Origin of the sequence: Bacillus sp. NSP9.1 (assembly GCF_000465465.2) — a bacterium.
In the GTDB taxonomy this organism is placed as follows: Bacteria; Bacillota; Bacilli; order Bacillales; family Bacillaceae; genus Bacillus; species Bacillus sonorensis_A.
Window position 1 is genome coordinate 4,312,590 of the sequence record NZ_CP048273.1, and the last position, 24,177, is coordinate 4,336,766.

At 42.3% G+C, this 24,177-nt stretch carries 23 protein-coding genes, 3 pseudogenes and 1 other annotated feature; of the genes and pseudogenes, 4 read left to right on the forward strand and 22 right to left on the reverse strand.

Annotated features, from left to right (window positions below; genetic code table 11):
• Nucleotides 1-98: 98 nt before the first annotated feature.
• Entirely contained in the window at nt 99-1,163 is a 1,065-nt protein-coding gene (locus tag M654_RS22165) for a YecA family protein (protein ID WP_026585755.1), read from the reverse strand.
• Between the two features lie 218 nt (nt 1,164-1,381).
• Here M654_RS22165 and M654_RS22170 point away from each other — a divergent pair, with 218 nt between their 5' ends.
• On the forward strand, nt 1,382-1,771 hold the full coding sequence (locus M654_RS22170; RefSeq protein ID WP_026585754.1) for an RDD family protein: 390 nt from the start codon (nt 1,382-1,384) through the stop codon (nt 1,769-1,771).
• A gap of 1 nt (nt 1,772) precedes the next feature.
• Here the strand turns inward: M654_RS22170 and M654_RS22175 are convergent, their stop codons facing one another.
• The 9 genes from M654_RS22175 to M654_RS22215 all read right to left on the reverse strand — a co-directional run bounded on the left by M654_RS22175 (nt 1,773) and on the right by M654_RS22215 (nt 9,913).
• Nucleotides 1,773-2,726, reverse strand: a complete 954-nt coding sequence (locus tag M654_RS22175) for a DMT family transporter (protein WP_026585753.1) — start codon at nt 2,724-2,726, stop codon at nt 1,773-1,775.
• Between the two features lie 16 nt (nt 2,727-2,742).
• The gene (locus M654_RS22180) at nt 2,743-2,904 is read right to left on the reverse strand and encodes a tryptophan RNA-binding attenuator protein inhibitory protein (protein ID WP_026585752.1); all 162 of its coding nucleotides are present in this window, start codon (nt 2,902-2,904) and stop codon (nt 2,743-2,745) included.
• Nucleotides 2,905-3,001: 97 nt separating this feature from the next.
• Nucleotides 3,002-3,254, reverse strand: a binding site (T-box leader).
• Nucleotides 3,255-3,724: 470 nt separating this feature from the next.
• Nucleotides 3,725-3,808, reverse strand: a complete 84-nt coding sequence (locus M654_RS24045; RefSeq protein ID WP_034291561.1) for a putative holin-like toxin — start codon at nt 3,806-3,808, stop codon at nt 3,725-3,727.
• Between the two features lie 312 nt (nt 3,809-4,120).
• On the reverse strand, nt 4,121-4,873 hold the full coding sequence (locus M654_RS22190) for a MerR family transcriptional regulator (RefSeq protein WP_026585751.1): 753 nt from the start codon (nt 4,871-4,873) through the stop codon (nt 4,121-4,123).
• A gap of 106 nt (nt 4,874-4,979) precedes the next feature.
• Complete coding sequence (locus tag M654_RS22195; RefSeq protein ID WP_026585750.1) at nt 4,980-5,306, reverse strand: hypothetical protein; 327 nt, start codon at nt 5,304-5,306, stop codon at nt 4,980-4,982.
• Complete coding sequence (locus tag M654_RS22200) at nt 5,299-6,120, reverse strand: hypothetical protein (protein ID WP_026585749.1); 822 nt, start codon at nt 6,118-6,120, stop codon at nt 5,299-5,301. Before M654_RS22200 ends, M654_RS22195 begins: the two co-directional genes overlap by 8 nt.
• Before the next feature lie 22 nt (nt 6,121-6,142).
• Nucleotides 6,143-6,970 carry a PPC domain-containing protein gene (locus M654_RS22205; protein WP_026585748.1) on the reverse strand — a complete coding sequence of 276 codons (828 nt, stop codon included), beginning with the start codon at nt 6,968-6,970 and terminating at the stop codon, nt 6,143-6,145.
• 111 nt (nt 6,971-7,081) lie between these two features.
• Nucleotides 7,082-8,311 carry a serpin family protein gene (locus tag M654_RS22210; protein ID WP_236251173.1) on the reverse strand — a complete coding sequence of 410 codons (1,230 nt, stop codon included), beginning with the start codon at nt 8,309-8,311 and terminating at the stop codon, nt 7,082-7,084.
• Nucleotides 8,312-8,401: 90 nt separating this feature from the next.
• Nucleotides 8,402-9,913, reverse strand: a complete 1,512-nt coding sequence (locus M654_RS22215) for a class I adenylate-forming enzyme family protein (RefSeq protein WP_026585746.1) — start codon at nt 9,911-9,913, stop codon at nt 8,402-8,404.
• Nucleotides 9,914-10,171: 258 nt separating this feature from the next.
• Here M654_RS22215 and M654_RS22220 point away from each other — a divergent pair, with 258 nt between their 5' ends.
• Entirely contained in the window at nt 10,172-10,591 is a 420-nt protein-coding gene (locus tag M654_RS22220) for a MarR family winged helix-turn-helix transcriptional regulator (RefSeq protein ID WP_026585745.1), read from the forward strand.
• Between the two features lie 228 nt (nt 10,592-10,819).
• Here M654_RS22220 and M654_RS22225 read toward each other — a convergent pair whose 3' ends face one another.
• The 5 genes and pseudogenes from M654_RS22225 to M654_RS22245 all read right to left on the reverse strand — a co-directional run bounded on the left by M654_RS22225 (nt 10,820) and on the right by M654_RS22245 (nt 15,018).
• Nucleotides 10,820-11,728, reverse strand: a complete 909-nt coding sequence (locus M654_RS22225) for a macrolide 2'-phosphotransferase (protein WP_026585744.1) — start codon at nt 11,726-11,728, stop codon at nt 10,820-10,822.
• A 548-nt stretch (nt 11,729-12,276) separates the two neighbouring features.
• Nucleotides 12,277-12,603: an Imm8 family immunity protein gene (locus M654_RS22230; RefSeq protein WP_026585743.1), complete on the reverse strand. Its 327-nt coding sequence runs from the start codon at nt 12,601-12,603 to the stop codon at nt 12,277-12,279.
• A gap of 12 nt (nt 12,604-12,615) precedes the next feature.
• Nucleotides 12,616-14,327 (reverse strand): annotated as a pseudogene (locus tag M654_RS22235) (T7SS effector LXG polymorphic toxin).
• Between the two features lie 12 nt (nt 14,328-14,339).
• Entirely contained in the window at nt 14,340-14,618 is a 279-nt protein-coding gene (locus tag M654_RS22240) for a YwqI/YxiC family protein (protein ID WP_026585742.1), read from the reverse strand.
• A gap of 7 nt (nt 14,619-14,625) precedes the next feature.
• Nucleotides 14,626-15,018 carry a YwqH-like family protein gene (locus M654_RS22245; RefSeq protein WP_035427879.1) on the reverse strand — a complete coding sequence of 131 codons (393 nt, stop codon included), beginning with the start codon at nt 15,016-15,018 and terminating at the stop codon, nt 14,626-14,628.
• Nucleotides 15,019-15,169: 151 nt separating this feature from the next.
• Here M654_RS22245 and M654_RS24465 point away from each other — a divergent pair.
• Together M654_RS24465 and M654_RS24470 are read left to right on the forward strand one after the other, a co-directional pair.
• Nucleotides 15,170-15,301 (forward strand): annotated as a pseudogene (locus M654_RS24465) (hypothetical protein); the annotation flags it as partial.
• A gap of 18 nt (nt 15,302-15,319) precedes the next feature.
• Nucleotides 15,320-16,262, forward strand: a pseudogene (locus tag M654_RS24470) (restriction endonuclease subunit S); the annotation flags it as partial.
• 59 nt (nt 16,263-16,321) lie between these two features.
• Here the strand turns inward: M654_RS24470 and M654_RS22265 are convergent.
• The 7 genes from M654_RS22265 to M654_RS22295 form a co-directional block, all read right to left on the reverse strand.
• Nucleotides 16,322-17,398, reverse strand: a complete 1,077-nt coding sequence (locus M654_RS22265; RefSeq protein ID WP_026585738.1) for a DUF3900 domain-containing protein — start codon at nt 17,396-17,398, stop codon at nt 16,322-16,324.
• A gap of 139 nt (nt 17,399-17,537) precedes the next feature.
• On the reverse strand, nt 17,538-17,888 hold the full coding sequence (locus M654_RS22270) for a hypothetical protein (RefSeq protein ID WP_026585737.1): 351 nt from the start codon (nt 17,886-17,888) through the stop codon (nt 17,538-17,540).
• Between the two features lie 15 nt (nt 17,889-17,903).
• Nucleotides 17,904-19,826, reverse strand: a complete 1,923-nt coding sequence (locus tag M654_RS22275; RefSeq protein WP_026585736.1) for a DUF6792 domain-containing protein — start codon at nt 19,824-19,826, stop codon at nt 17,904-17,906.
• Nucleotide 19,827: 1 nt separating this feature from the next.
• The gene (locus tag M654_RS22280) at nt 19,828-20,538 is read right to left on the reverse strand and encodes a hypothetical protein (RefSeq protein ID WP_026585735.1); all 711 of its coding nucleotides are present in this window, start codon (nt 20,536-20,538) and stop codon (nt 19,828-19,830) included.
• A 971-nt stretch (nt 20,539-21,509) separates the two neighbouring features.
• On the reverse strand, nt 21,510-22,205 hold the full coding sequence (locus M654_RS22285; RefSeq protein ID WP_236251174.1) for an ABC transporter permease: 696 nt from the start codon (nt 22,203-22,205) through the stop codon (nt 21,510-21,512).
• A 17-nt stretch (nt 22,206-22,222) separates the two neighbouring features.
• Nucleotides 22,223-23,146: an ABC transporter ATP-binding protein gene (locus tag M654_RS22290; protein ID WP_026585733.1), complete on the reverse strand. Its 924-nt coding sequence runs from the start codon at nt 23,144-23,146 to the stop codon at nt 22,223-22,225.
• Nucleotides 23,147-23,241: 95 nt separating this feature from the next.
• On the reverse strand, nt 23,242-24,177 hold the full coding sequence (locus M654_RS22295) for a HAMP domain-containing histidine kinase (RefSeq protein ID WP_026585732.1): 936 nt from the start codon (nt 24,175-24,177) through the stop codon (nt 23,242-23,244).

Here is a 24,177-nt window from a genome sequence, read left to right on the forward strand (position 1 = left end):
CTTAAGACAAAACCGGCCATCCGGCCGGTTTTATTTTGTTCATGTATGAACACTATTAAAAAACCTTCCGGAATCAATCAGAAGGTTTTTTTGTCATGTTAAGAAGGCATCAGCTCAAGATGCTGATCAAGCTCTTCTTCCAAGACAGATTCAATATCTTTAAAACGATTCGATACGGTTGATGCGCTGACACCGTATTTTTTCGCAAGCTTTGCTTGGGAGACGGATTTTTCCGATTTGGACACTGTATTGACAAAGTACTCCAATGCCGCCGCAAATGCTTCGGTTTTTTTGATGATCGGCGCCTTTTTGTCGCAATACGATTTCCAAACACCGACCGCCCAGGAAACAAAGGATTCCGAATGGCCTTCTTCAAGCATTCCCTTTCTGATGACGCCTGCTGTCTCTTTTTCCATATCATTGGCCCATTCCATCTCTTGAGAAGCGGATTGAGACGTATTGTCGTCTTGTCGGCAAAGCTTCATTAACACATGAGGGAAATCTTCTCTCATCAATTGTTCTTTCACACCGCCTTCTCCTGTAAAGCGGTCCAAAGCTTCCTTCAGCCTGCTTTTCAGAACATCCGCCATTTTTGCCGGATAAATCGTGAATTGCAGGAAAAATTCTGTATGGCTCGCGACCTTGATTGGAAAACCGAGCACATACTCGCCTACAAAAGGCCCTTCCCGCTTCACATTCATCTTTACGGTGACCTCTTCATGTGTAACAGCATCCTCAAAACGAACCCCTGCTTCAGTAAAATGCTTCACCCGCATGAAAGCCGGGGACATCTTTTTCCATGATTGAACAGCTTCTTTTGTCTGCGATCTGAGAATGGACGCCCCTTTCCGCTGCAAGTAATCTTCGAAAATCGTCAATCCGCCTTCTGCAAGCGGCTGGGAAAATACACCCCACACCCCTAAATTGAAGACGCAGATTTTTTGGGCAGACTGTTCCAAATCTGATAGAAAAGTATATTCATTTAAAAATTGATCGATCGTTTCTTTATGTTCAGTAAAAGCAAATTCCATGACATCTTTCTGAACTTGTTTCAGTTCCTGCACAGCAACAGAAGGAAATCCCGCCTCTTTGCTGCCGCAGCATTTTTTATATTTCAGCCCGCTTCCGCATGGACAAGGCCCGTTTCTCTTAACTTTTCCCACGTTTAAACCTCCGCATCATATACTACAACTTATTTATTTTATCAAATCTTTGGAGAAGGGGAAATCGGTTAATAAAAATGAGCATGATTTAGCGAAATAGTAAATTTTTATCAAAAGAAGGTCGAATCACCCTTTCAAAACGAGAAGAAATGACTATAAAATGGTTCATGCCCTTTGTTACTCATTTATAACTTCATTCAGAAAGGACGTTATACATTTTGCAATATGCAGACGTTTGGGTCCGGGCAGGGGCGCTAGTGACCGATTGTGTGATTGCGGTTGGTTTGCACCTCTCCTCGGATTTGATATTCGGAGGCGGCTCTCCCGGCGTTTTGGCAACAGCCGTTCTCGTCTATGTGTTCTGCCCGCTGTTCATGCCGTTAACTAAGCTTCAAGGCACGATTGGAAAAACCGTTTTCCGGCTTCCCATCGTATCCGCCGATAGCGGCGGACGGCTAAAGTTGTGGCAGGCTATCGTCCGCTATTGCGCCGCATGGGTGCATTTCATTTCGGTTCTGTTTTACCTTGCAGTCCTGTTTTCGGAAAAGAAACAGGCCGACTTAGCGGCAAAAACATATGTGATCAAAGCAGACGTTTTGAAAGACTAAATTAACTCCTTTGTTTTCGGTATTCCAATAAACTAATGACCAACAGCACAAGAAAGCAGCCCAACCACTGGATCAAGCTTAAATGTTCGTGCAAAAACAAGACGCCGAAAAAAATGGTCAGGACGGGGCCGGCCATTGATATGAAGGCTCCCCGTTCCGCTCCGATCCGCTTGATGCCTTCAAGCATGAAGACAAACGGTATGACCGTCGTTACAACCGCAATCATGATAAATAAGCCGTACATTGCAGGGGGATAAGCAACAAGGTTGACCGGCTCACCTTCAGCTGCCCGAATCCCCGCATATCCGGCCATCGCCAGGCTTGCCGCCGACATACCGTAAGCATTCATTCGCACAGCCCCTATTTTGTGGACAAGCTGTCCTGATACAACCAAATAAACGGCATAAAAAATAGCCGACAGGATAATCAAAACCGCTCCCGTCATGTTCGCTTCAACCAATTGTGCATCCCAGCCGCCCACGGCTAAAAACAGCCCGCCAATCACCAGTAAGACCGCGGCAAAGTCTCGGATCGGCATCATCTGTTTGTTCAATAAAGCCGACAGGATCAACACAAAGATCGGGTAGCTCATCACCAGCATCCGTTCAACAATTGCAGACACATCATGAAGACCGATGAAATCAAACAGCGGTGACAGAAAAAAACAGAGCAGGCCTACAGTGCAGGCCTTTATGACCTCTGTTTTTTTCGGTCTGGCCGCAAACCTTGCCCGATAGACTATAAATATCAGCCAAAACATGGGTGCGGCGATCAGTTGCCTATACAATAAAACGGCATCCGGTGTTGCGCCTTGTTCATAAGCCCATTTGACAAAGATCGATTTGGACGCAAAACACATCGTCCCAAATACCATAAAACATATACCGAAAGCGGACTGAATGCCGCCTTGCACATCGTTTTTCTTCTCAGCTATGCTTATCTCAGCTCTTCTCAACGACTTACAACCACCCTTACTCATCGATATGCTTTTTAATAAAATGAAGCAATGTATTACCCTGCGCGGTCAGAATAACGCCTTTACCCGAGCATTTCGGGCACGGGAGCCGGTCTTCCTCGCCGCTCCCTTCGCAATGCGGGCAAGGGGTTTCCAGGTCGTCTGCTGCAATCACCATTTGGTCCACCTCCATTCCGACTGAAAATTGACATGGCCACACCGGCCAGCCTTCCTCCATGGCCACCACCTCCTTAACATGCAAAAAACCCCCGTCACAAAAGGACGAGGGTCTCGCGGTACCACCTTTATGAATCGCATTAACGATTCGCTCACAAAAATACGGAAAGGATTTACCCTTTCGATATTCTTCTCTTGATAACGGGGAGAACATCCCGGCAGCGCCTACTGGCATTTCAGCGAAGCGATTCAGAAGCCCATTCGGCATCAGGGGGGTATCGACTCTCACCAGCCGCCGACTCTCTAAAACCCCGGAACTGACACGTACTTACTCTTCTTCAATATCGTTTGACCGTTCATGAATTATAAAAATATATTACTTTGAAAATGGGCTTGTGTCAATCAGCGTTACCATAAAAATGATCAATAAACAGTGCACATTATTTGACGTGAATACTGACTCCGTCAAAATGACAAGCTCAAACATGAGAAGAGAAGCTGCCGTTCACTATTTTTGTCAGGCATTTCATTAATTGAATGAACCCATCATGCATTATGAGTTGCTTTCACAGGCACGAATTAGTAATATAAATATATGGAATAACATATTTTCATTAAGCCCCATTCTTCTTTCTTAGGAACAAACACAGTATGATTGCTGCATGTAAAATGTATTTCTTCTTTAAGAAATGCATAAAATAAAAAAGACCCGACTGCGCCAACAGTCGAGTCGTTGCACACAAGCGGCCCATCAAGGGGCTTGCTCAGATAGCTCTAACACAGACACTATCCCTTTCACTTGCCAAGGCTTAAGGGAGTGTCTATTTTTCTTTCTTAGACAACACGGCAATTAACATGCCGAAAGCAATCATTAAAGAGATTGTTTCGAATGTTGTCATATGCATCACCCCCTTTCAAATGGGGATGAGCAAGAACTCCCTCAAGTGAGCACTTAGCTTTTGTGTACAAAGAATATTTTACCATAACGCTCTCAAATGCCGAGAGCATTTTCTTACTCCAAAACAATATATTATGAGGCTGAATGAAGGGACCAATTAACAAAATGTGAGAATACAGCATTTGAATTCAATCGGTATTCTATCGAAAAACAGCCTTTTGGTTACGCGAAAAAGCATCTCCCCGTCTTAAAGTTCTGTAAAATTAAAAAGCCTGCCCCAAGAGGTCATGGTCATGACCTTTTGGGACAGCCCCATTTATCATTGCTTATTCCGGTCCGCAAAAACCGCCATGGCATCGCACATAAACTTCGCCAAACCGGTTCCGTACTGATCGATATTTTTTGTGAAGCGTTCATCATCGACATACATTTGCCCGATGCATTTGAAAGTCTCAAGCGAAAAGTGATGACCGGAATTTTGGTTTAAAAAATCATACCATTCTTGAATGGCCGCCTGCGCCTCTTCTGAATCAGGCGCACCATTTCGAAGGGCGGCGATTTTTCTGTAAATGGCATCATATTGCTGCTCCATTGCTTTTCGTTCGTCTTCGGACATAGCCTCAATATGGGCCTTCGTTTTGTCGATGGCTTCATCTCCCCAGCGTTCACGCGCTTCCTCTTCATATGGGTTTTGGCTGAAATCGAAGCCTGCAAACCTTTCTTCATTCGTCATTTCAATTTCTCCTTTCGCAAATTGTATCGTTTTGTCGATGGTGTCAATCATTTGATCCAGCCGTCTGCGTTTCTCCAAAAGCATTTTGCGGTGCATCTGGAGCGCTTCATTGCGGTCAAAAGAAGGACTTTCGAGAATGTTTTTAATCTTTTTTAAAGGGAAGTCGAGCTCTCTAAAAAACAAAATCTGCTGCAGCTTTTCCAGATCGTCATCTGAATACAGCCGATAGCCCGATTCAGTTGTCTCCGACGGATTCAAAAGTCCGATTTCATCATAATGATGCAATGTGCGCACACTGATGCCGACTAAGTCAGCAACTTCTTTCACTTTCATTTTCATGAATTTGACCTCCCTTTGTTATTGACTATAAAGTATCACGCAACGTGAGAGTCAATGCGAAAATTTAAATTTTTTCGCCTTAAAAAAAGCAAGCCCTTCGGCCTGCTTAATATCTTATATCTATAACATGAAACTTTTTTTTAATTTTCTCTATCACTTGACGTTCATTGTCCTTAAGGCTGCCGTTCGGACGGGAAAGGAAGTGCATCTCATCCTCATCGCAATATGTTCTGGCGGTAAATAGCTCGGTCCCTTTTTCATCAAAACAAGAAAGAGTCATAAAATCGTAATCATACTCAAAGAACCCTTCATGGTCTTCTTCACTATATTCACAGTCAATTTGCCGGTGTTTTTTCAGTAAATATGTGTCACCGCCAATTTTCCAAGCCCATTCTTCAGGCTCAAAAGGCTCGTTATATATCAGATCAGCCATTCAGGATGGCCTTTCTTAACAGCGGATCATCCAGCCATTCTTCAAGCTCTCCGGTGGAAAATCCTTTTGAAACATTCAGATCCATGAGCGTTCCGCCGGAATAGCCAAAAGTAGCGGATCTGTCGGGGATGGTGTCCGGACCTTTTGCCAATACATTCTTCAGTTTTTTCAGCATGCTTCGGCAGCTTCTGTCCAAATCGCTTTTCGGGTTTGCGGCCGCTTGCATGACTTTTTCAAGCTTCTCATTTCCGCCGATGATGTCACCCGCTTCATTCAAGCTGACATCCGACAGCGTCAGCCCGGCCATCGTTTTTAAAAACTCATTGACATGCCATTTTTCGTAAGCGGCTTTGTCTACCGGCTTTCCATTCTGTTCACCGACATAATCCGAATGGCTTAACAGCCGCGCTCCCAGCTGTTCTACGCCATTCAGCGCCTTTTCGATTTGCACTCTTTTCTGATCGTCAAGAGTCCCTTCAACTGTAATGTTATTTTTTTCATCAATATGAATTTGGATGCTTTCATTTTCCGCAAGGGTGATACCGTTTTCGCTGAGAGTTTCTTCGATCGTGCTGCTGAGGCGCTGTCTGTCTACATAGAGAGAATAAATGGCAAACTGTGCACCATTCATTCGCGGTTTTCCCGATTGTCCGTTTTTTTGCGCTTCTTCAGCCTGTTTGCTGATGGTCAGCGTATCCTTTTTAGCAACGGCTTCGGACTCAGACCTTTTTGTGTTTGACTGCTGTTTATATGAAAGTGAATCCTTCAGCTTTTCTGTAAAGAGCGTAAGTTTTACCGTATCTCGAATATTCATGGGAGCTCCTTTCAATTATTTTTTACCAGCCGTATGTTTGGTCATATTGGTAGTTGATCTTTAGCTCCGGCGATCTCCAAGTAGAACTGCTCCATGCAAGCGAATAATATCTGGCATTCCATGTCGTTTTGACAGGCAGTCCGTTTTCCAATTTAATGTCCGGGAACAATGTTCCACCAGAGACGGTCGTATGCCAGATGCCTTCTTCCTTGTTCATCACTTCTCTAAAGGTGTTGCCAAGACTCGGGGAAATCGTTCCTTCTGCCGATACGCTCTTGACGACCGCTCCGTCAGGGATGGCTGAGACATTTGCCAAGTTTACGACAGCCGTTGGCGAAACGGCCCCTTTTCCAGGGCTGGATATTGCGGCTGGAGATAGTCTGGCCGTATATGTGCCGCTTTTCATTCTGTCTATAAATTCAAGCCTGTAAAATCCCCATCCATCATATGTGCCGTTTTTCGATTTGACGGCGGCGATATACTTTCCCGTTTCAGGAACATCAAAACGAATGATTTCATTTTGGGTTCCCGTTCTTTCAGAAGCGTCAATTTCAGGATAGCCGTAGGTGTCTTTAAATAAAGCAAGGTCGTAGTCTGTACCTGCAGGGATGTTCTTAAGGTGAATGGCAAGCTGTTCCCCTTTTGTTGCATAAAACTTATAAAAATCTTGATCTTCGGGACTATGAATCGTAGCGGAAATCGTCTTATATTTCCACAATCCGATATCATGCGCGGAAGCTGCTGAATTATTCGGTTCGTACTCATCTTCGTATACGCTCGCTGAGGCTGAAAACGTCGGCACCGCTAACAACAAAAGACCGAACATCAAAAAACATAAACATTTTTTCATTTGTCTTGCCTCCCTTTCATTCATCACCAAAAAGGAACTCCCTTTCCTTATATCGGCAATTAAATGTCATTTTAAAGAAAATAATAGAAGCAATACTCAATTTTAACAATTTCACTTTTCCGTCGGCTTGGCGATGCTGCCTAAAAAGTGAAGCATCCCGGTTTTCTCATCCGTTACCGCAAAATAAAACGGACGGTCGACCGTCATTGCCACATCCGGAACCGCGGCCGATTCAACAATCTCGACTTTCGTGGCCGCCCCGGCTTCAGTGCCCTTCTCATCCACTTGAATAAACGTGTTGTGCTTGACTTCACTGATGAAACCTCCCGTTTTTTCCGCAAACAGATTTGAAAAGTCGGCATGATGAAACACCGTTTGCATTCCCATATTTTTGAGAGGCTTGTTTAAAACATATTCTGTAGCAAAAGAGAACCTCGGCAGTTTGAGCTCAACCTGCTTCAATTCCCACTCCTTTTGCCAGTCCCGCCAATGCTCATACGTCATCACAGGAAGCAGTGACTGAAGAGTTTTCGTTTTCTTCGGAAGGATCACGACAAAAGCCAAGTGTTCGTCTTGATAGGGAAGCTTAACGGCTTGGAAATCCTTGTTTTCCAGATATGGAAGGCGGTTTGTCTGCATCATCATAGGATGTTTTGTTGAAGAGCCGTCCGATGAATAAAACTTCTGAGGAACCGTCAGATTGCTGTCAAATGGCTGTTTCCAGCTTTCTTTAAAATAAACGGCATTGATAATCAAGGCGAGTGTGTCAGGAGAGACGCGGTCGACGATTTTTTCAATCCGTCCTTTCGTCTCCTTTGCCGTCCAGTCGTTGATGTTGTCCGCCGCCTTCTGTAAATCCCGGTCAAGCTGGTAAGCATGTCCGAGCCCTTTAATGGTATCTGCAAAACTTTTCTTCACATCAGGCCTGGACCATATCGAGTTTGCTACGGAAAGCTCGCCGTGCTCCAGCGTATGGAAGAATTGTTTCACAGAACGGGACGCTTTGTTGATCGATGTCATCCTCATCCGCTTAAGATGCAAAGCATCCAGCAGCTCTTTTCGGCTGTCTTCCGCGGCGCCGTTGGCGGTTATGACCAACGCCTGCTGCACACTGTACGGAGAGAGGAAGATGTTATGTGACAACCCTTCTTGCTTCACCAATTCGCGAAACAGCTCGAAAGCAAATTGCTGTTCAGCTGCGGCAAATGATGGTTCTGCACCCGGCGCTGACTGCTGTTTGGGAACAGGCGCCGGCCCGGTATTCTTCGCACCTCCGCAGCCGGCTATTAAAAAAAGCGCGATCCACACAGCTGCCGTTTTCCAGTTTAATTTCATTTCCATTTTCACCCCCTAATGTTGTAGTGTGTTTGGCGCTGGAAAACGTTACAAAAAAAAGCGCATCCAGCGTGTCTGGATGCACTTTTGAATGGCTCACTGCCCTTTAACAGCCTTTTTCCGCAATTCTGTTTTGACAATTTTGCCGAGTCTGTTTTTCGGAAGGCTATCCGTAAAGACGACTTCAGGAATTTTATAGTCTGAGAGACGTTCTTTGCAATAGGCGATAATGTCTTCCTCCCGCAGGTCAGAGTTGTCGTTTTTGACGACATATGCCCGCGGAACCTCTCCGTACATCTCATCGGGAACACCGATCACAGCCGACTCGATGACACCCGGCACCTGGTCGATGATCTCTTCGACTTGATCCGGGTATATATTGTCACCGCCGTAAACAATGACATCTTTATAGCGACCGGTAATAAATAAAAACCCGTCTTCATCAAGAAAACCTGAATCTCCCATGTAAAACCATCCATCTTTCAGCACTCTTTGGGTAGCGGCCACGTTTTGGTAATACCCTTCAAACACATAAGGGCTCTTGATGACGACCTCTCCGACTTCACCTGTTGGAAGATCTTCCTGTGTGTCCGGATCTTTGATTTTCACTGTGACATTTGGAATCGGCTGGCCGGCTGAATTGGCTTTATCCCAGCCCATCTCCGGCCTCCACACACTGACCGTCCATGCCTCTGTACTTCCATAGCCTTGCACCATTTGAATTCCAAAATCTTTGTATTCCTTAATCAAGCGCACAGGCACTTTTGTACCGCCGGAAGCAAGCATCATGATGGATGACAGATCAAACCGGTGCCGTTTCATTTCCTCGAGCATGTACGTATAAACGGAAGGAAACGCCATCATCATATGGATGCGTTTTTTCTCGATCTCCTGCAGGATTTCAAACGGTTCAGGGTCCCATAAGAAATACAGCGCCGCACCGTCAAACGCGGCCTGCAAGACATGATTCAGCGAACTCATATGATATAGCGGATGGCTTGCCAAAAAGCGGGTTCCTTTCAGCCGCTTTCCTTTCACACTGACATCGTTCAAATAAGCAGCCAGACTGCCGTGGTTGACCATGCAACCTTTCGGATTCCCTGTCGTGCCTGATGTAAACAGCATTAAAGCCAAATCATGTTCAGTCACCTGCGCCGCCTCTACCCGTGACGGCCGGTCTTTAAAAAGACGTTCAAACTGTTCGGTCGTGTTCATTCCCGCTCCTGCTTCGATCATCAGGCAGAACTGAAGCTCCTTCTGAAGAGGTGACAATGTATCGGCGAACTCCATGTCATAAAACATGGCCCTAGGCCGGCAGCTATCCAGGATTCCCTTTAATTCATAAGGTGTCAATTGCCAGCTTAAAGGAACGGCAGTCGCACCGATTTTTAATGCCGCCAGCAAAATAACCGGGAAGTGGTGATTATTTTTACATAAAATCGCGATATGATCTCCTTTTTGAACACCCTCCTCCAGCAGATAGTGTGCCAGTTGGTTAACGCGTTGATGATATTCCTGAAACGTAAACGTTCGTCCTCCCCCTGACAATGCCTCCAACTCATCAGAAGATTCCATATGATGATTGATTAATTGCTGAAGTGTACCCAACATTTTCATCTCCAAATTTTCATTGTTTCTCACAAATCTTGGTGAGATTTTGTGACGCACAAATTCATTCTAAAACAAAAAATATCCATTGTAAAACTATTTCATATTGGAATTGTTATGTTTATGAATTGATAATGAAGATAATTAATTTTTAAAGCTGCAAAAGTTTTTTGCCGGCCGTCCTTATGATAAAATTGACCTATGTATGATTAGTTCAGAAATCTCCTTTCACATGATGCCGGAAAAGAGGAAACCTTTATGAAGCACCATAGGATAGAAGCCAATCTATTGGACCATGCATTGACGAAGTATTTGCGTTATTCAAAGAAAATAGACGAAGAAACGATCCCCAAAAACATCACCAGTGTTAAAGGGTTTATTTTGCGCATCATCTACAGACGCCAAACATGTACGGTAAAGGACATTTTGCAGGACGTTTCACTGTCTCCCTCGGCGACTACGACCGCTCTGAATCATTTGGAAAAAGACGGACTTGTCATCAGGTCGAGAAATAACGAAGACCGCCGCACCGTCTGGCTCGAGCTGTCACAAGAGGGAAAACGGATCGCCGCGCAAATGGTGGAAAACCGCCAGGCGCTGATAGACAAGATGTTTGACAAGCTGCCAAAAGAAGAAAAAACCGCTTTTTTTGATTTGATTGAAAAGGTGTTTTTATAATATCCATGAACATGAAAAGGCTATCGATTAGATCGATAGCCTTTTTTGCGTTTGGCTGGTTTACAGCAAGCACAAATTGAGCATATTACGACTATACTATGTATATACATTGTGAGATGAAGGTACCACTGGGATTGATCACTCCAAATTCCATTTTGACCGTTTCTTCATCAATCGACATTAAAAGCTCCCCCTTAAGAAAATCTTAAGGGGAGCTTTTGACTTTAATTACTTTATCCCTAACGCCTCCATCGCCATATCCATGTGCTCTTTTTCCTTTGTCACAAGTGCGAACAGGCCGATGTCGATTCCGTAGGCGGCCTGCATTTCCGTAATGTGCTCTTTCATCCGCGGCCAGACGCGGCCGCCTTCTTCCTCATAATACGCGATAAGCCGGTCCGTTTCCGTTTCTCCTAAAATCGTCTGATAGAGAAGGAAATCTTTAGCCGGATCAGCTGCTTTAGCCTCCGTCCAATCCAAAAGGCCCGTGACTTGGTCATGATCGTCAATCAATACATGAGGCGGATGCAGGTCGCCGTGGATCATCGCGGTATGACTGGGCCAATACGAATCATCGGAAAGCCACCTTTGCCATCGCTCCCAAAGCTCGCGGCTGACACCCAGCTCTTTTTTGATCCGCTCCATCTGTTCGCCTTTTGTTTGCCTTACGTCATCCGGGCTTAACACTTGTATGCCCCGTGCCGCTGCGGTCTGATGATCGATGCCATGCAGGATAGAGAGCGTTTTCGCCAATGACCTCACAAACGCTTCAGACGGCGGCTGGTGATTCATATTCCATGCATAATTCTTGATCTCCATATCAATGACCGCCGCCGGAATACCGGCAAGCTTCGGATACGCGATCAACTCCGCTGTATGAATCCGCCAATCCGGAACATCGACAGGGAGATGGCTCTTTAACAGCTGCAAAACCTTGCCTTCATCGGCTGCCCTTTTGATGACATCTTCACGCCTCGGTCTTCTCAGCACCCACCTGACACCATATTCATCATTGGCAAAAGCGACTTGAAAATCCATGCCCGACTCATTCAGCTCGGCATGTTGCCGTTTCAGGCGGAGTCCATGTTTCTCCGCCAAGCTCAACATGTGTTCAATTTTTCTGTTAACATTTGTCATCTATGATTTCCCCTTTATTTTTTCATAAAAAAACACAGGTCGTCTGCCTGTGTTGATAAGAAACGGAAAAAGAGATGACAAAGTGTTTTCCATTCACAGAAAAAAGAGGCGCCGAATCGCGCCTCTTCCCTTGTATATGTTGATGAGGGTTCCCTAAAAAGGCAGACCAATTCCGATTTTCCCCGCACACAGGCAGAGACTTTGTTCACTATTTAGTTAGCGAAAATCGGAATCGAATGTATGCCATAAGGAAATCCCTCCGTTCCTTAAAGAAATTCTTATTTTAACGGTTTTTTGTTGCACCACAACGAAAAAAACCAAGAATCATGTAAATGATCCTGATAAAGGAAGTGTTCCCACCCTCAGCTAGTATGACCACAAACAGACAAGCGAAAGCGTTCAAGTTTGGACAGACCGAACCAAGATTTTCCCTATTAACGTATTTAATTCAAAGTACATCCACAAAGGAAAAGTGCTTTCAAACTCGTATATGTACTTGTGACATTGTAAAGTTATCGTTTTCAAAAACATCTTATTTTTAATTATACTTATCCTTGCCATTTAAAGTATTGAGATAAATTATTGATGTACTTATCATAATCCTCATCTTTACACTTATTCATGATATTTTCTACAGTAGTACTAATCGTTTTCATATTAAAATCATTCATTATTAAATATCCATGACCTAATTCAATTTCTGTACTTTCAAGAATCTTATTTAATCTCTTTGGACTAATAAGATGAAAAATAAATAAATCAGAGGCTCCTGGAATATCTTGTTCCCCTACATCAAGTTCAAATGAAACATAGAAATCATCTGGATCATGACCCCAGTTTTCATAATCCTTTGTTAAAGCTTTAAGTTCCAACATAGTTTCCACCTCTTAATCTAATATATCTACATGTACATTTCTTAATTCCGTTTTCGACCCAACAACCGTAATTTCATTTTCAGTGAAGTTTGCTCTCCACATTTTCTCTTTTGGCTTATATTGCAGCCTAAAAGCTCTCATTCCATCTGCACTTTTATATCCTATAAAATTCCCCGATTTATCAAGTATTTTCTTTGCTCCATTACCAACCCAACCTTTTCCCGCATCTACTGCATTTTGACGTGTAGAACTACCAAGCGTCGATAAACCTTTAGGTGATTTTTTAACCCCGAGAATAGTTTTGGCAGGACTTAAGTTATCTACATATCCCGGATGCCACCACTTACTATGTTTCTTTCCTCGAGGACCTTCCTTAACCTTTGAAACTTTCTTTGCTGCTTCTTCACCTTTGAATAACTTGAATCCTTTTTTGCCGTATTTCAGTAATCTTCCAACAGGTGTTAAAAAAATTCCGTCTGTAACACGCTCGATTCCAGAGACTTTTTCATCTGTATCAGGATCTTTACCAGTTATGACTCGAAGCGCATCATTACCGCCTGTTAGTTCTTTTCCGGCAAAGTCAGCTATATCATTTACTGGTTCTAAAGAAGTTCCTTCAAAATCGCGCTTAATACTACCTTGACTCCTGCTATCTGGTATATGCTCGACGACTTCCATCTTCACTTTGCCGTTTACAATGTACTCTCTTACGATTTGGTTATTTTCATACACATGGTAGCGACCGCCGATATATTTAATGTCTGCTGGATTTTGAACCACTTCATCGGCAACATCAACTGTTTTGACCTTTTTCCATCCTTTATGATTATATAGTTTACCACCAATTACACGGATATCTCCATAAACCTCCGGATGTTTTGCTAATTCTTTTTGCAGGTCAGTCAAAACAGTATTTTTTGCATGAATTTCTTGATTGATTTTTTCATCATTCTCTTTTCCAGCCACCGTATCAACATTGGATCCTTCATTTTTGTTGAGTTTTTCAAGCATTATCTCCATCGGAGACGACTCGGCATTCTCCAGCTTGCCCTGAAGTCCGCTCGCTATCCCGTTGATTTCATTTTCATCCGGTTTTAAAATCGATCCTTTTTGATAGCCGGTGATTTCAATTTTAGGCCCGGTATACATTTTCTCGAGCCTTGTAATGTATTTTTGCATCGTTTCAAGGTCTTGTTCAGCAGTTTTCAGGGCGTTTGTTTGCTCCCTGTCAAAAGCATGGAGCTTTTCAAGAGTGCTGCTGATTTCCTTTTTGGCTTTCTGATTCTGTTCATGAAAATCACTGTCATCCAACTGAGGTAAATCGGCGATATGGCTGACTTTTGAGATCGTGGCATTGGCTCTGGAAACCAAATGTTTCGTTGTTCGATCGGCCGCGTTCAAGCCTTGTTCCAGTTCGTGTTCGAGAAAGGCTTGTGAAATATATCCGTTGTGATTTGATTCAAAAGAATCCAGTGAGGTTTTGATTTTTTTCAATGCCGATTGGTATTCTTCAATGAACGTTTCATAGAATCGCAAGAACGGAGTATGGCATTCTTCGTAAAAGGCGCGAATGGCGTCCCCGCCTTTTCCTTTTAAGGCATCATCAAGAGATGTGATGCCGTCGACGCTTTTTTGACTTTGGCAATTTCATCTGCTTGTTTTTTTAACTGTTCCAGCGTATCATCTATTCCATTTCGTAACGCTTGAACATCCAGAGTCTTCATAGAAATTCTCCTCTATTTCGTTTTCATCGATGAAGCCAGCTGTTTGTCGGTGTCCTTGATTGCTTCAACGGCTGATTCAATTTGGGCGATTTGTTTTGAAAAAGCCGAGGCATAGGATTCAGCAACCTCATTCATTGTTTGATTTAATTCATCTATCTTTTTCGCTGTATCTAAATGATTCTGGCCTTTGACATCTGTCGGAACCGACGCTTTTATCGAATGGCTTGAATGCTTCAATTTAGAAATCGCTTGTTTGACTTCACCGGTCTTCACTTTTATTTCTTGACCCATTTTTCAATTACTCCTTGTTTCGCGCTTCTCGCTTCTCATGTTCTATCTTTTTCTCCAAAGAACGAACTTCTTGGCTAAGCGAGTGAATGTCCTCTTGTAAAGTTTTGATTCGTTCATCAATCTTGCTTAAAACATCAGGAAGTTGTTTTCCACTAATGTCATTGTAGGCAGTCTTCATCAAGTCTCGAATCTGCTCAAAGGAATCAGCGAGGCTGCCTTGCCACGTATGAGACGACAACTGCGGTTCTGTGATCATCTTTTTGGAATCAGAGAACTCTGTTTTATCGGCTTTTAGCTCTGCGCGGCAGGCTTTCAACTCGGCCAAAAATTCCTTCTTCAGCGATAAATCGACTTTCATGATATCTAGAGCCAGCGTTTCTCCTAGGATTGAACCGATCATTTGTAATACCTCACTTCCCAAAAACTGCATGACTAAAGTAATGATCAGTATAGAGTTTATCACTTTATAGACGGTTATTGGATAATAAACCCTAAGCATCCAAGAAAATAAACCTTTCGCATCAGGAAAAACACTCAATCAAAGATGCGATGTGACAGTAGTAAGGCCTAATAATAATGCTATAAGTAGTAACTTACTATATAGATGGTTATCAGGTCCTTTTATCCAAAATAAAATTAACAATTCATGGAGCGGTAGTACAAATCAAGTTGAACTAAATTTATCAACTATAAAACAACAACTAGTACCTCTCCCTCCTTTTTGTGAACAAAAACGAATTGGGCGAAAAAGTCGAACGCCTTCTCGGTAAAATCGAAGAAGCAAAGCGATTGATTGAGGAAGCAAAGGAAACGTTTGAACTTCGCTGAGCGGCTATTTTGGATAAGGCGTTTCGTGGTATTTTAATAAAAAAATGGAGAGGGCAACATCCCAATATTGAAAGTGTAGAAACGCTATATAGAAAAATAATTAATCTCGTTAAACCCAAAAATATTGAAAATATTGAATGAAGAGCAAAAAAACGAACAGATCCCAGAGAAGTGGAAAATGGTGAGTTTGGGAGAGGTTATACAAGTTAATCCTCCAAAGAAAAAGCTCGATAATGTATCTGAAGATCAAATGTGCACATTCATACCAATGCCTGCAGTTAGTGATAAGACAGGAAAAATAGAAGAGCCAGAAAAAAGGGTATACTCTAAAGTTAAGAAAGACTATACATTCTTTCTAGAAAATGATCGAAAATAACTCCTTGTATGGAAAACGGAAAAATCAGTATAGCTAGAAATGTAAAAAACGGGTATGGATTTGGTTCAACAGAATTCCATGTTTTACGGACTTCAGAATATATCAATGAACAGTATATTCACTATCTGGTTCGATCACAGCGATTTAGAACTGAAGCCAAGCGAGAAATGACAGAAGCTGTTGGACAACAAAGGGGCCCGAAAAGTTTCTTAATAAACTACCAGTTGCCTTTGCCACCTAAAGAAGAACAAGATGCTATTGTTAAAATTCTAAATGAAATTTTCTCAAAAGATGATTACTCAAAATTAATTATTCAACTTGAATCTAGTTTAGAAACTCTAAAACAATCCATCCTCTCCAAAGCCTTCCGAGGCGAACTCGGAACAAACGATCCGAGTGAAGAAAACGCAATCGAATTGCTAAAAGAAGTGCTTCAGTAACAAGTTAAATAGGCAAATGGCATCCGTTCTAGGATGCCATTTTTTATTGGAAAAAGGTTCTAATCCTCCTCACTGCCGCTCTTATTCCTTATCCGCTCAATCACCTCGTGCAGCCCTTCAGGCTTATAAAACTCCACCGGCGAGCTCCCCTTTTCAAAGGTAATCGTCTCCGCTTCAATCAGCGCCACATAGCGGCCGTTTACTTTGGCGAGATGGATCGAGTCTCCGAATTCGGCCAGCAATCCTTTAATTTCGGTTTCTCCCAATTTCATTTTCAGTTCTGCTTCAGGCATGTGCTCAACGATTTGAGCGGAAGCTTCGATCACCTGATGGGTGTCAAGGCGTTCCTGAATCTCCCGCTTCTCGCTCGCTTCCCAGATTTCGAGGTCGTGTTCAAACTGCTGGAGCTCTTCACTTTTGTCTTCAAACGCTTCATACACGTGCTCCTGCACCATGTTCATCACTTGCGATTTCATGATTTCCGGCATCGACTCGCCGTACTCGACGAACTTCAGGAAATCTTCGAAGTAGCGGGCGTGTGAGGCCTGGTGAATTTTCACTTCGCTTTCCTCTGTCATCCCCTCTTCAGGCATGTGCGGATACTGAATCGATTTCATGTTTTTCGTCGTGATCGCCATTTCGACCTTGCGAATCAACGACGATTCATCGGCGATCGAAGCGACCTTCGGTTCAAAATCGCACTTCATGACAAAGACAAATGTATCATCGAAGTATTTGCGCGGTACGGCTGTCGCCACTAAAAAAACGCCTCCCCTGACGGCGCTCGTATCGAGGTATGTGCGGACGAACTGTTCGCTCAGTTCATTGAATTCTTCCTTTGTCTCGGCCAGCTTTGTCTTGTGAAACAGATTATAGTTTGGATTGGAGTCGAGCTCATGCCCCGGCTCTGTGATGAAGCGGCCGATTTTCGTCGGCACCTGTTCTGACTTCGGATGGCGTTCGGCTTTCCGCTTGACGATTTTTTTCAATTCCCCGTCTAAGAAATCCTTCAGCTCACTGTTTTCAAATTCCTCTGTATCCAGCGTCTGAAAATGTTTATATTGCTTGTTGGCCTGCTCATCCTTGCCGTCGACCTGGATGACGTAAAAAGAAATATAGCGAATTTCAAATTCCATGACATGTTCACCCGTTTTCCTTGTTGTTTCAGTTCTTCAAGTATAGGTAAATCCGGAACGTCCGTCAATTTTAGTCGGATGAGAGGAAATGGCCGTTTTGTTGAAAAAAGATGCCCTCTGATTGCAGGGGCCATCTTTTTTAATCCAGGGGCTTATTCTTTTTATAGTGGAGTGTCACGCTTTGTTTCCGCAGATTTTCAATGATGTCATGATAGCTGCCGGCAAACTGCTCATTATCTTGTTTCATGCGGGTGATGACCGTTTTGCGGTTTTCGCTTTTGTGATCCAGTTCTTCTTTGATTTTCGTGATGATCATGCCTTTTTGCCCTTCAATCTCACTTTTTAGCTTCTTGTCAAACTCGTTCAGCTCTTTCAATATGCCTTTCAGCGGAGCGTTCAGACGGGCCGCTTTTTCCTTTGCCGAAATGCTGCTTAAAAACATATATGTTGTCGAAACCGTTTTAGTTTCCTCGAACAACGGTTTTACCATCTCTATTGAATCCTCCTATGCCTTAAAATCAAATAACGCCGAGATTTGCTTGTCCTCATCACAAAGTTTCTCAATGCTTGAGCGAATGTCTTTCACAAATCGTTTTTTGTCTGAGGTTTGTTTTTTTAATTCGCTGACGACTCCGTCACACTGTGGAAGCGCAGCTGTGTGGAACGACTCGTTGACACTGATTTTTTCCAGCTTGCTGCCGAATCCGGCGATGTCTGAGGCAAGTTTGAACTGAAGGTCATATTGATATTGGGAGGGATTGGCTTCCATGTCATGAATCGCTTTCGTAAGCGCGGCTTTTTGATTTGCAAAATGATCGTGAATTTCGTGGTGAAAAACGCGCTGATAACGGTCGATTTCATCCTCAATCTTGGAAATGGCGGCCATCCCGACCTGATAAATTCTGACGGCCGACGACAGATTGACTTTAATCTCTTTTCCGTCCTTGCCTTTCTTGGAAAAATAAAGATCCCCGCCTTGGTAGCTGATGCCTTTCTTTTTGGATAAAGCGTTTAACATCGGTGTCAATCCATGGCCTTCGCCGATGAGGCTGAGAAGGTCTTTTGTATCTTGGTCCAGTTTGCCCAGGGCTTTTCCCAACTCTGTACAAACAGCATAAAATGCGATTAAATCGTTTATTAGTGATTGAGAAAGTTGACGATCACTAAGAGTGAATATAACGGTCTTCCAGTCGACAAGGAATTTGATCTTTTCATATAAAACATCCAGTTTCCCAGTCAGCCGATCTACTTCGTCTATGTCTTTTTGGATGGTCTTTTTTTTCGTTTTATCAATATAACCGTTTTCTTCAAGCTGATCGAGAATAGGGCCGCTGTAATCCTTGACTTTTTTCAAAAATTCTTTGAATTTAGGCAGCTTTTGATCCAGTGCACCAATCATATTTGATAAACGGATCGGGTTTTGTACGCAATATGCGATTTTTTGAGCTGTACCCTCTTCATTCATTAAACCGTTTAAAAAGTCCATATCAGCGCCTATTGCACTCATAGCAAAACCTTGAATACCACCCTTTCGATAATCAGCCGCATATTTCTGAAAGTATCTTTTCAATTTCCGCACATCTTCATCAGGAATATGATCAATGACACTTCGCAGCCCTTTGATATTCGGATTTGTATCCGTCATCCTCACATCGCCGAACGTGATGAAATCCCCTCTGCTACTGACCCCGTAAAGCGGGTCGTCTTTGGAGACGCGCTGGGTGATGTTGGCGGTGACGCCTTTGTCGTTGTAGTATTTGAGGATGGCTTTTTTGAGTTTTTCTTTTGGGATAGATGAAAGATCGTTCACTTGATATTTTTTTCTTATTTCTCTTGCCATTTTTTTATCAACAAGCAATAAATGATCTACACTTATTTGTGCCCCATTTACCCCATACACCTCATCAAATTCACCATTCACAAGCTGTACTAAAACTTGGTTATTATTCGCAAGAGAATGTCCCATGGCATACGTTTTGAGTTCCTTAGAGTTCCCAGCTTTCCTCTTGGAAACCCTCGTAAACTCTCTTGTAGCCTTGTATTGTTTTTTATCCATTCCCAAAAACAAACCAAAGAAATTATATTTCCAATCTTCATTATCTGCACTGCCTTCAGATATAATATGGAGCTGGTCAATATGTCGTTTCTTATCTTTTAAGTGAATAGCCGTACCGTCATATCCTGAATTCTTTAGTGTTTTGTCTTTGTTTTGCTGGAGAATTTCTTTTGATGTATAAATCTCTATCTCTTCTGTAAGTTCATGATTTGTTTCTTCTTTGTAAATTCTACGAATATCTGTCTTGAAATCCTCTTTAGCTTTCGCTACTTCATTTGGATTTTGTGAGGCAAATCTTTTTTTATAGCTATACTCTAAATTAATCAAACGAAGTTTCACATTTTCATTTTGAAATATATTTTTATTCGCCATCCTATTTCTCCTTCATAGTTAAAAATGTGATGGAATTAACTAATTTCTTAGCTTTCTTTTTAGCAGCATCAACATTTAGAGAACAAGATTTTGAACTTTTAAGACAAGTGAAATCAAACGTAAATTGAATACCAACATAATCCTGTTTTTTAGACTTTAGATAACCAATATAAGAAAATGTCTCATTATTTTTTTTATCTATATCATCATGAACAGTTTTCATGAATGCAAAATAAACATCCTTATCACTTTTCTCAATCTTTTCAAAATCCCCTTTATATCCATTTTCCTCTTTAACTTGCTCTAACATTTCATTTGGATTGTTTATGAAAGATTGATTGCGATAATACTCTACAGATGCATTAAGAGCAACGTTTGTTTTTTTATTATAGCTATAGAAAGATATTATCTCCTCATCCTTTCCGAGTGACGATAAATTGTCGTCATATTCCCCATCCTCCGGAAACAACATCGTAAACCCCTTCAACTTAGACTCAAGCAGATAATATCCAGGCTCCATTTCCTTCGTTGATGCCATGTATTCTCTTGTTTTCTCGTCTTGAAACGCCGGAACTTGCGGCAGGTCTTTCGGGTCCATGTCTTTCGGTTTGACGGCTTCTTCTTGATTGCCGTTCTTTTGGCTGTCGCTCATACTGCATCCCCCTGTAAAAGCTAGTATTATAGCAAAACACATCATCATGATTTTTTTCATTTTTGAAAACCTCCAAGGGTCTTTATGGTAAACTGACATTCAAATATTTCGTTTTGATGCGATTGACCCACTTGAAAACGATCCTTTCTTATGTTACAACATGGAATAAATTAGATGAATAGGAAAAACGTCCCGAACACTCTGTCAATAAGAGGATGATTCATCTAGGAAATAGGCTAAATGGTGATTGTGACGGGGAATAAGAAAGGTCTTTGGTTTGTTCTTCAAGCCGAACAAATCATACAAAAGTCTCATCTGACGATAAACATTTCCACTGAGCAGTTCCTTACTTAAAAGTGAATATTTGATGTATTTTCAATCCCAAGCACTCTTCGCTTAATATGTATACGAAATGAATGACACGAAGTTTCGCTTCAATTAGTCTTGATTGAGATGTTCATCAGATTTGCTGCAAAACAGGCTGTATGTTTGATACACGGAGACAGTAGAGGAATTATGGAAACAATTTAAAAGGGTGAGGCGAAGATGGCTGGACCGATTATTTAGCGGAGGGATTCTTTTGGACATACACTTTCCATTTCTCAATTCTGCAAATTTTCATTTAAAGTTTCTTTTTAAGCCATACCATCGGTTCGAGATTTTATGTGAACGGGCTGACAGATGAAAATGAGCTCATGATTTCTCGGATCAAAGGCTGGCAATGCCAAATGAATCCGTATCGTCACACCCAAAAAAACGAAGTAAAATCAGAATTTCTTTATTTTGAGAAATTCAAAACATTGAACATGTCAAGCATAATACATGGATCATAAGCGGATTAAAAAAGGCATGAGCCCCGAACAATATCGGATTCATGCCTATCAGTTGACCTGTTCATCCTTTCCATCGACTTGAATGACGCAAAAAGAGATGCCGCGAATTTCAAAACTCACCATGTTCACCCGATTTCCTTGTTGTTTTCTATAAATGGCGAACTAACCCTAGCTTCATTAGTAGTCAAATCGCCGGTCTCATAAGACATCTTCGCGATCAATTTTTCGAACAGACCAATAGGCAATAAAAACCCCTATTACCGCCAATGTAAGAGGAATATAAATAATCGATGCGAGTGAAAATCCAGGACTTTGCTGACTAGTCAGCGTAATCAAGATGCATGATGCCACAATAGTTGCAGGAACTGATTTTTTGCGCATTCCAAAGTATAAGGGGATAAAGCTCAATCCCGCGGAGGCAACCGCATAGATGAGAATATTGGCGACCTCGTTCCCTATTTCGTGCAGGGTCAGCTTAGCCGAGCTGAATGAAAAAGATTCATTAAGATATGAAAAGGCAACTGCAATCATCATTTCCGATACAACAATTGTAAAAAACGTAAGTCCTCCTATTAGTAGAAGTTTGGCGGCCATCAGCTTTTTGCGGCTGACTGGGTATGTAAACATGACCGTGATCGTTCTGTTTTTGTACTCGCCGATAATGAGTTTTGCAATCAGCACGCTTGCAAAAACAATAAATACTGATCTCACAAAAGCTCCCAAAACCAACAGTGTTGAAGCTGTATCTGCCATCGACATTTCTGCTTGCGGAAGGTTTTTCTCCTCTGATCCGATCAGGCACATAAAACCGAGAATACATAGATTTGCGATTACTGCACCTTTGTAATACCACGCCAATCTTGTTTTTTTCATCTCTAATTTTATCAAGTTCAACAAGGTGTTCTCCCCCTTTACGTGGTAATCGTATTGTCGTTGATTGAGCTAACAAAGTATTCTTCAAGTGATGTATACTTTTTATTCATCGCTTCAATTTCTACATCATTCAAAACCAGCGCTTTAGAAATGGCTGTTTGAGAAGCTTCGGCATCATAAATTCGGATCGTTTTATCATTTAGTATTTTAAAATTAGCAATCTGAAGCTCATGTTCAAGCACAAAGCAAGCCTGCAATTGATTCGGCGTCACGAGTTCAATGTACTCTGTGTTCTGGCCCCTTACGCTTTCCATAGACACTTCTTCAATAAGCCTGCCGTCCCGAATGACTCCGATTGTATCGGCAATTTGCTCTATCTCGCTCAGGATGTGGCTTGAGATCAGCAATGTCATGCCATACTCTTTGCTCAGCACATGAAATAAATTTCTGATTTCTTTAATTCCGACAGGATCAAGGCCATTGATCGGCTCATCTAGGATGAGCAAGTCGGGTTTAGTGAGAATGGCTCGCGCTATTCCAAGACGTTGTTTCATCCCAAGCGAAAATGTTTTGACGGGTTTGCTGTCAATATTTTTTAAGTTCACCATGTCTAGCACTTCTTGAATCTTGGTTTTATTGTGATACCCCATATACTCACAATGCAGATTTAAATTTTCTATAGCTGTCAGATTTTCATAAAAAATCGGATATTCGATCATGCTGCCTATTTTGCCGAGAATCTCGTATGATCGATTTGTCTGCTTATGCCCAAGGATATTGATTTCGCCGCTTGTCGGTTTTACAAGGCTCGTCAGCATCTTCATGATGGTCGTTTTCCCGGCTCCGTTTGGGCCGAGAAAACCGTATATTTCTCCTTTTCGTATATGCATGCTTACATTTGAAACAACTTCTTGACCTTCGAATGTTTTGGTGAGCCCGCTTGTTTGTACGATGTAAGTCAACTTTGTTTCTCCTTTCCTGTCTCTGCTCATGTGTCTATTGTAGCGATGGACACTGTCTTTTTTATTTCTTGTTTCTTAAGAAATTCTTACGTTTGTTAATAGGTCATTCGTTTTAACGTGATGGAAAACGCTGTCCGTTCATACGGCTTGCTTTGGAGCGAGATTTCCCCTCCCATTTTCTCAATAAGTCTTTTTGTAATTGTTAAGCCGAGTCCGCTTCCTTGGAACGCTTTATTTCTTGATTCCTCGAGAGTGTAAAGTCTTTCAAATACCCGCTGCTGATCAGGCTCATTGATCCCCTTTCCACGATCCCAGACGGTAATGACAATCCGCGTTTCATCATATGTAAGGGACAATCCGATCAGATTTCCGTCCGCACCATATTGAATTGCATTTGACAAAAGGTTTTGCAGAATCCGGTCAAGCGCTTCTTCATTTCCATGTACATAAACCGGGGTATCCGGGATATCGATGACTGCTTTAAAACCTTTTGCCTGAACAGCATCATAGTGTTGAAGAATGTTTTTTCTGCATATTTCGTTGATATGTATTTTAGTGAGCAGTATTTGCTTATCTTCTGATTCTAGCTTGGCCAAGTCAAAGAAAGAATTCATCAGCCGAATAATTTCACCTGTTTTTTGAGAAAGCTTTTCCAGCAGCCTTTCACGCTCTTCTTCCGCCATGTCCGAATCGTTTTGGATCGCTTCGATATATCCGAGCACGACGGTCAGCGGAGTTTTCAGATCATGGGACATATTGGTCAGCATTCGTTTCATTGACTGCTCCGTTTTTGCAAAACGGGCTGTTATGTGCTGATGCTCCTCAACAAACTGGTTAATATGCACGAGCAGAGCCCGCAGTATTTTGTCATCCGTTCCTAATAAAATTTGATCAGCCGCATGCTTATTTAGCATCACACTGAGCTTTTCCGTGATGTATTCCAAGTTTCGATCCCGATGCTTTTTCATTTTATATTGAACGATATTGAGAAATGCCAACATCATAAGAATGCCAATCCATAACATCGTCAT

What these genes read in the sequence shown, in the direction of transcription:
- M654_RS22195 (WP_026585750.1), bottom strand. Translation starts at nt 5,306, where the DNA reads ATGGCTGATCTGATATATAACGAGCCTTTTGAGCCTGAAGAATGGGCT.
- M654_RS22230 (WP_026585743.1), bottom strand. Translation starts at nt 12,603, where the DNA reads ATGTTGGAACTTAAAGCTTTAACAAAGGATTATGAAAACTGGGGTCAT.
- M654_RS24045 (WP_034291561.1), bottom strand. Translation starts at nt 3,808, where the DNA reads ATGCATATGACAACATTCGAAACAATCTCTTTAATGATTGCTTTCGGC.
- M654_RS22200 (WP_026585749.1), bottom strand. Translation starts at nt 6,120, where the DNA reads ATGAATATTCGAGATACGGTAAAACTTACGCTCTTTACAGAAAAGCTG.
- M654_RS22225 (WP_026585744.1), bottom strand. Translation starts at nt 11,728, where the DNA reads ATGACAAATGTTAACAGAAAAATTGAACACATGTTGAGCTTGGCGGAG.
- M654_RS22180 (WP_026585752.1), bottom strand. Translation starts at nt 2,904, where the DNA reads ATGGTGATTGCAGCAGACGACCTGGAAACCCCTTGCCCGCATTGCGAA.
- M654_RS22275 (WP_026585736.1), bottom strand. Translation starts at nt 19,826, where the DNA reads ATGGCGAATAAAAATATATTTCAAAATGAAAATGTGAAACTTCGTTTG.
- M654_RS22190 (WP_026585751.1), bottom strand. Translation starts at nt 4,873, where the DNA reads ATGAAAATGAAAGTGAAAGAAGTTGCTGACTTAGTCGGCATCAGTGTG.
- M654_RS22295 (WP_026585732.1), bottom strand. Translation starts at nt 24,177, where the DNA reads ATGACGATGTTATGGATTGGCATTCTTATGATGTTGGCATTTCTCAAT.
- M654_RS22205 (WP_026585748.1), bottom strand. Translation starts at nt 6,970, where the DNA reads ATGAAAAAATGTTTATGTTTTTTGATGTTCGGTCTTTTGTTGTTAGCG.
- M654_RS22210 (WP_236251173.1), bottom strand. Translation starts at nt 8,311, where the DNA reads ATGGAAATGAAATTAAACTGGAAAACGGCAGCTGTGTGGATCGCGCTT.
- M654_RS22240 (WP_026585742.1), bottom strand. Translation starts at nt 14,618, where the DNA reads ATGGGTCAAGAAATAAAAGTGAAGACCGGTGAAGTCAAACAAGCGATT.
- M654_RS22265 (WP_026585738.1), bottom strand. Translation starts at nt 17,398, where the DNA reads ATGGAATTTGAAATTCGCTATATTTCTTTTTACGTCATCCAGGTCGAC.
- M654_RS22280 (WP_026585735.1), bottom strand. Translation starts at nt 20,538, where the DNA reads ATGAAAAAAATCATGATGATGTGTTTTGCTATAATACTAGCTTTTACA.
- M654_RS22245 (WP_035427879.1), bottom strand. Translation starts at nt 15,018, where the DNA reads ATGATCGGTTCAATCCTAGGAGAAACGCTGGCTCTAGATATCATGAAA.
- M654_RS22220 (WP_026585745.1), top strand. Translation starts at nt 10,172, where the DNA reads ATGAAGCACCATAGGATAGAAGCCAATCTATTGGACCATGCATTGACG.
- M654_RS22270 (WP_026585737.1), bottom strand. Translation starts at nt 17,888, where the DNA reads ATGGTAAAACCGTTGTTCGAGGAAACTAAAACGGTTTCGACAACATAT.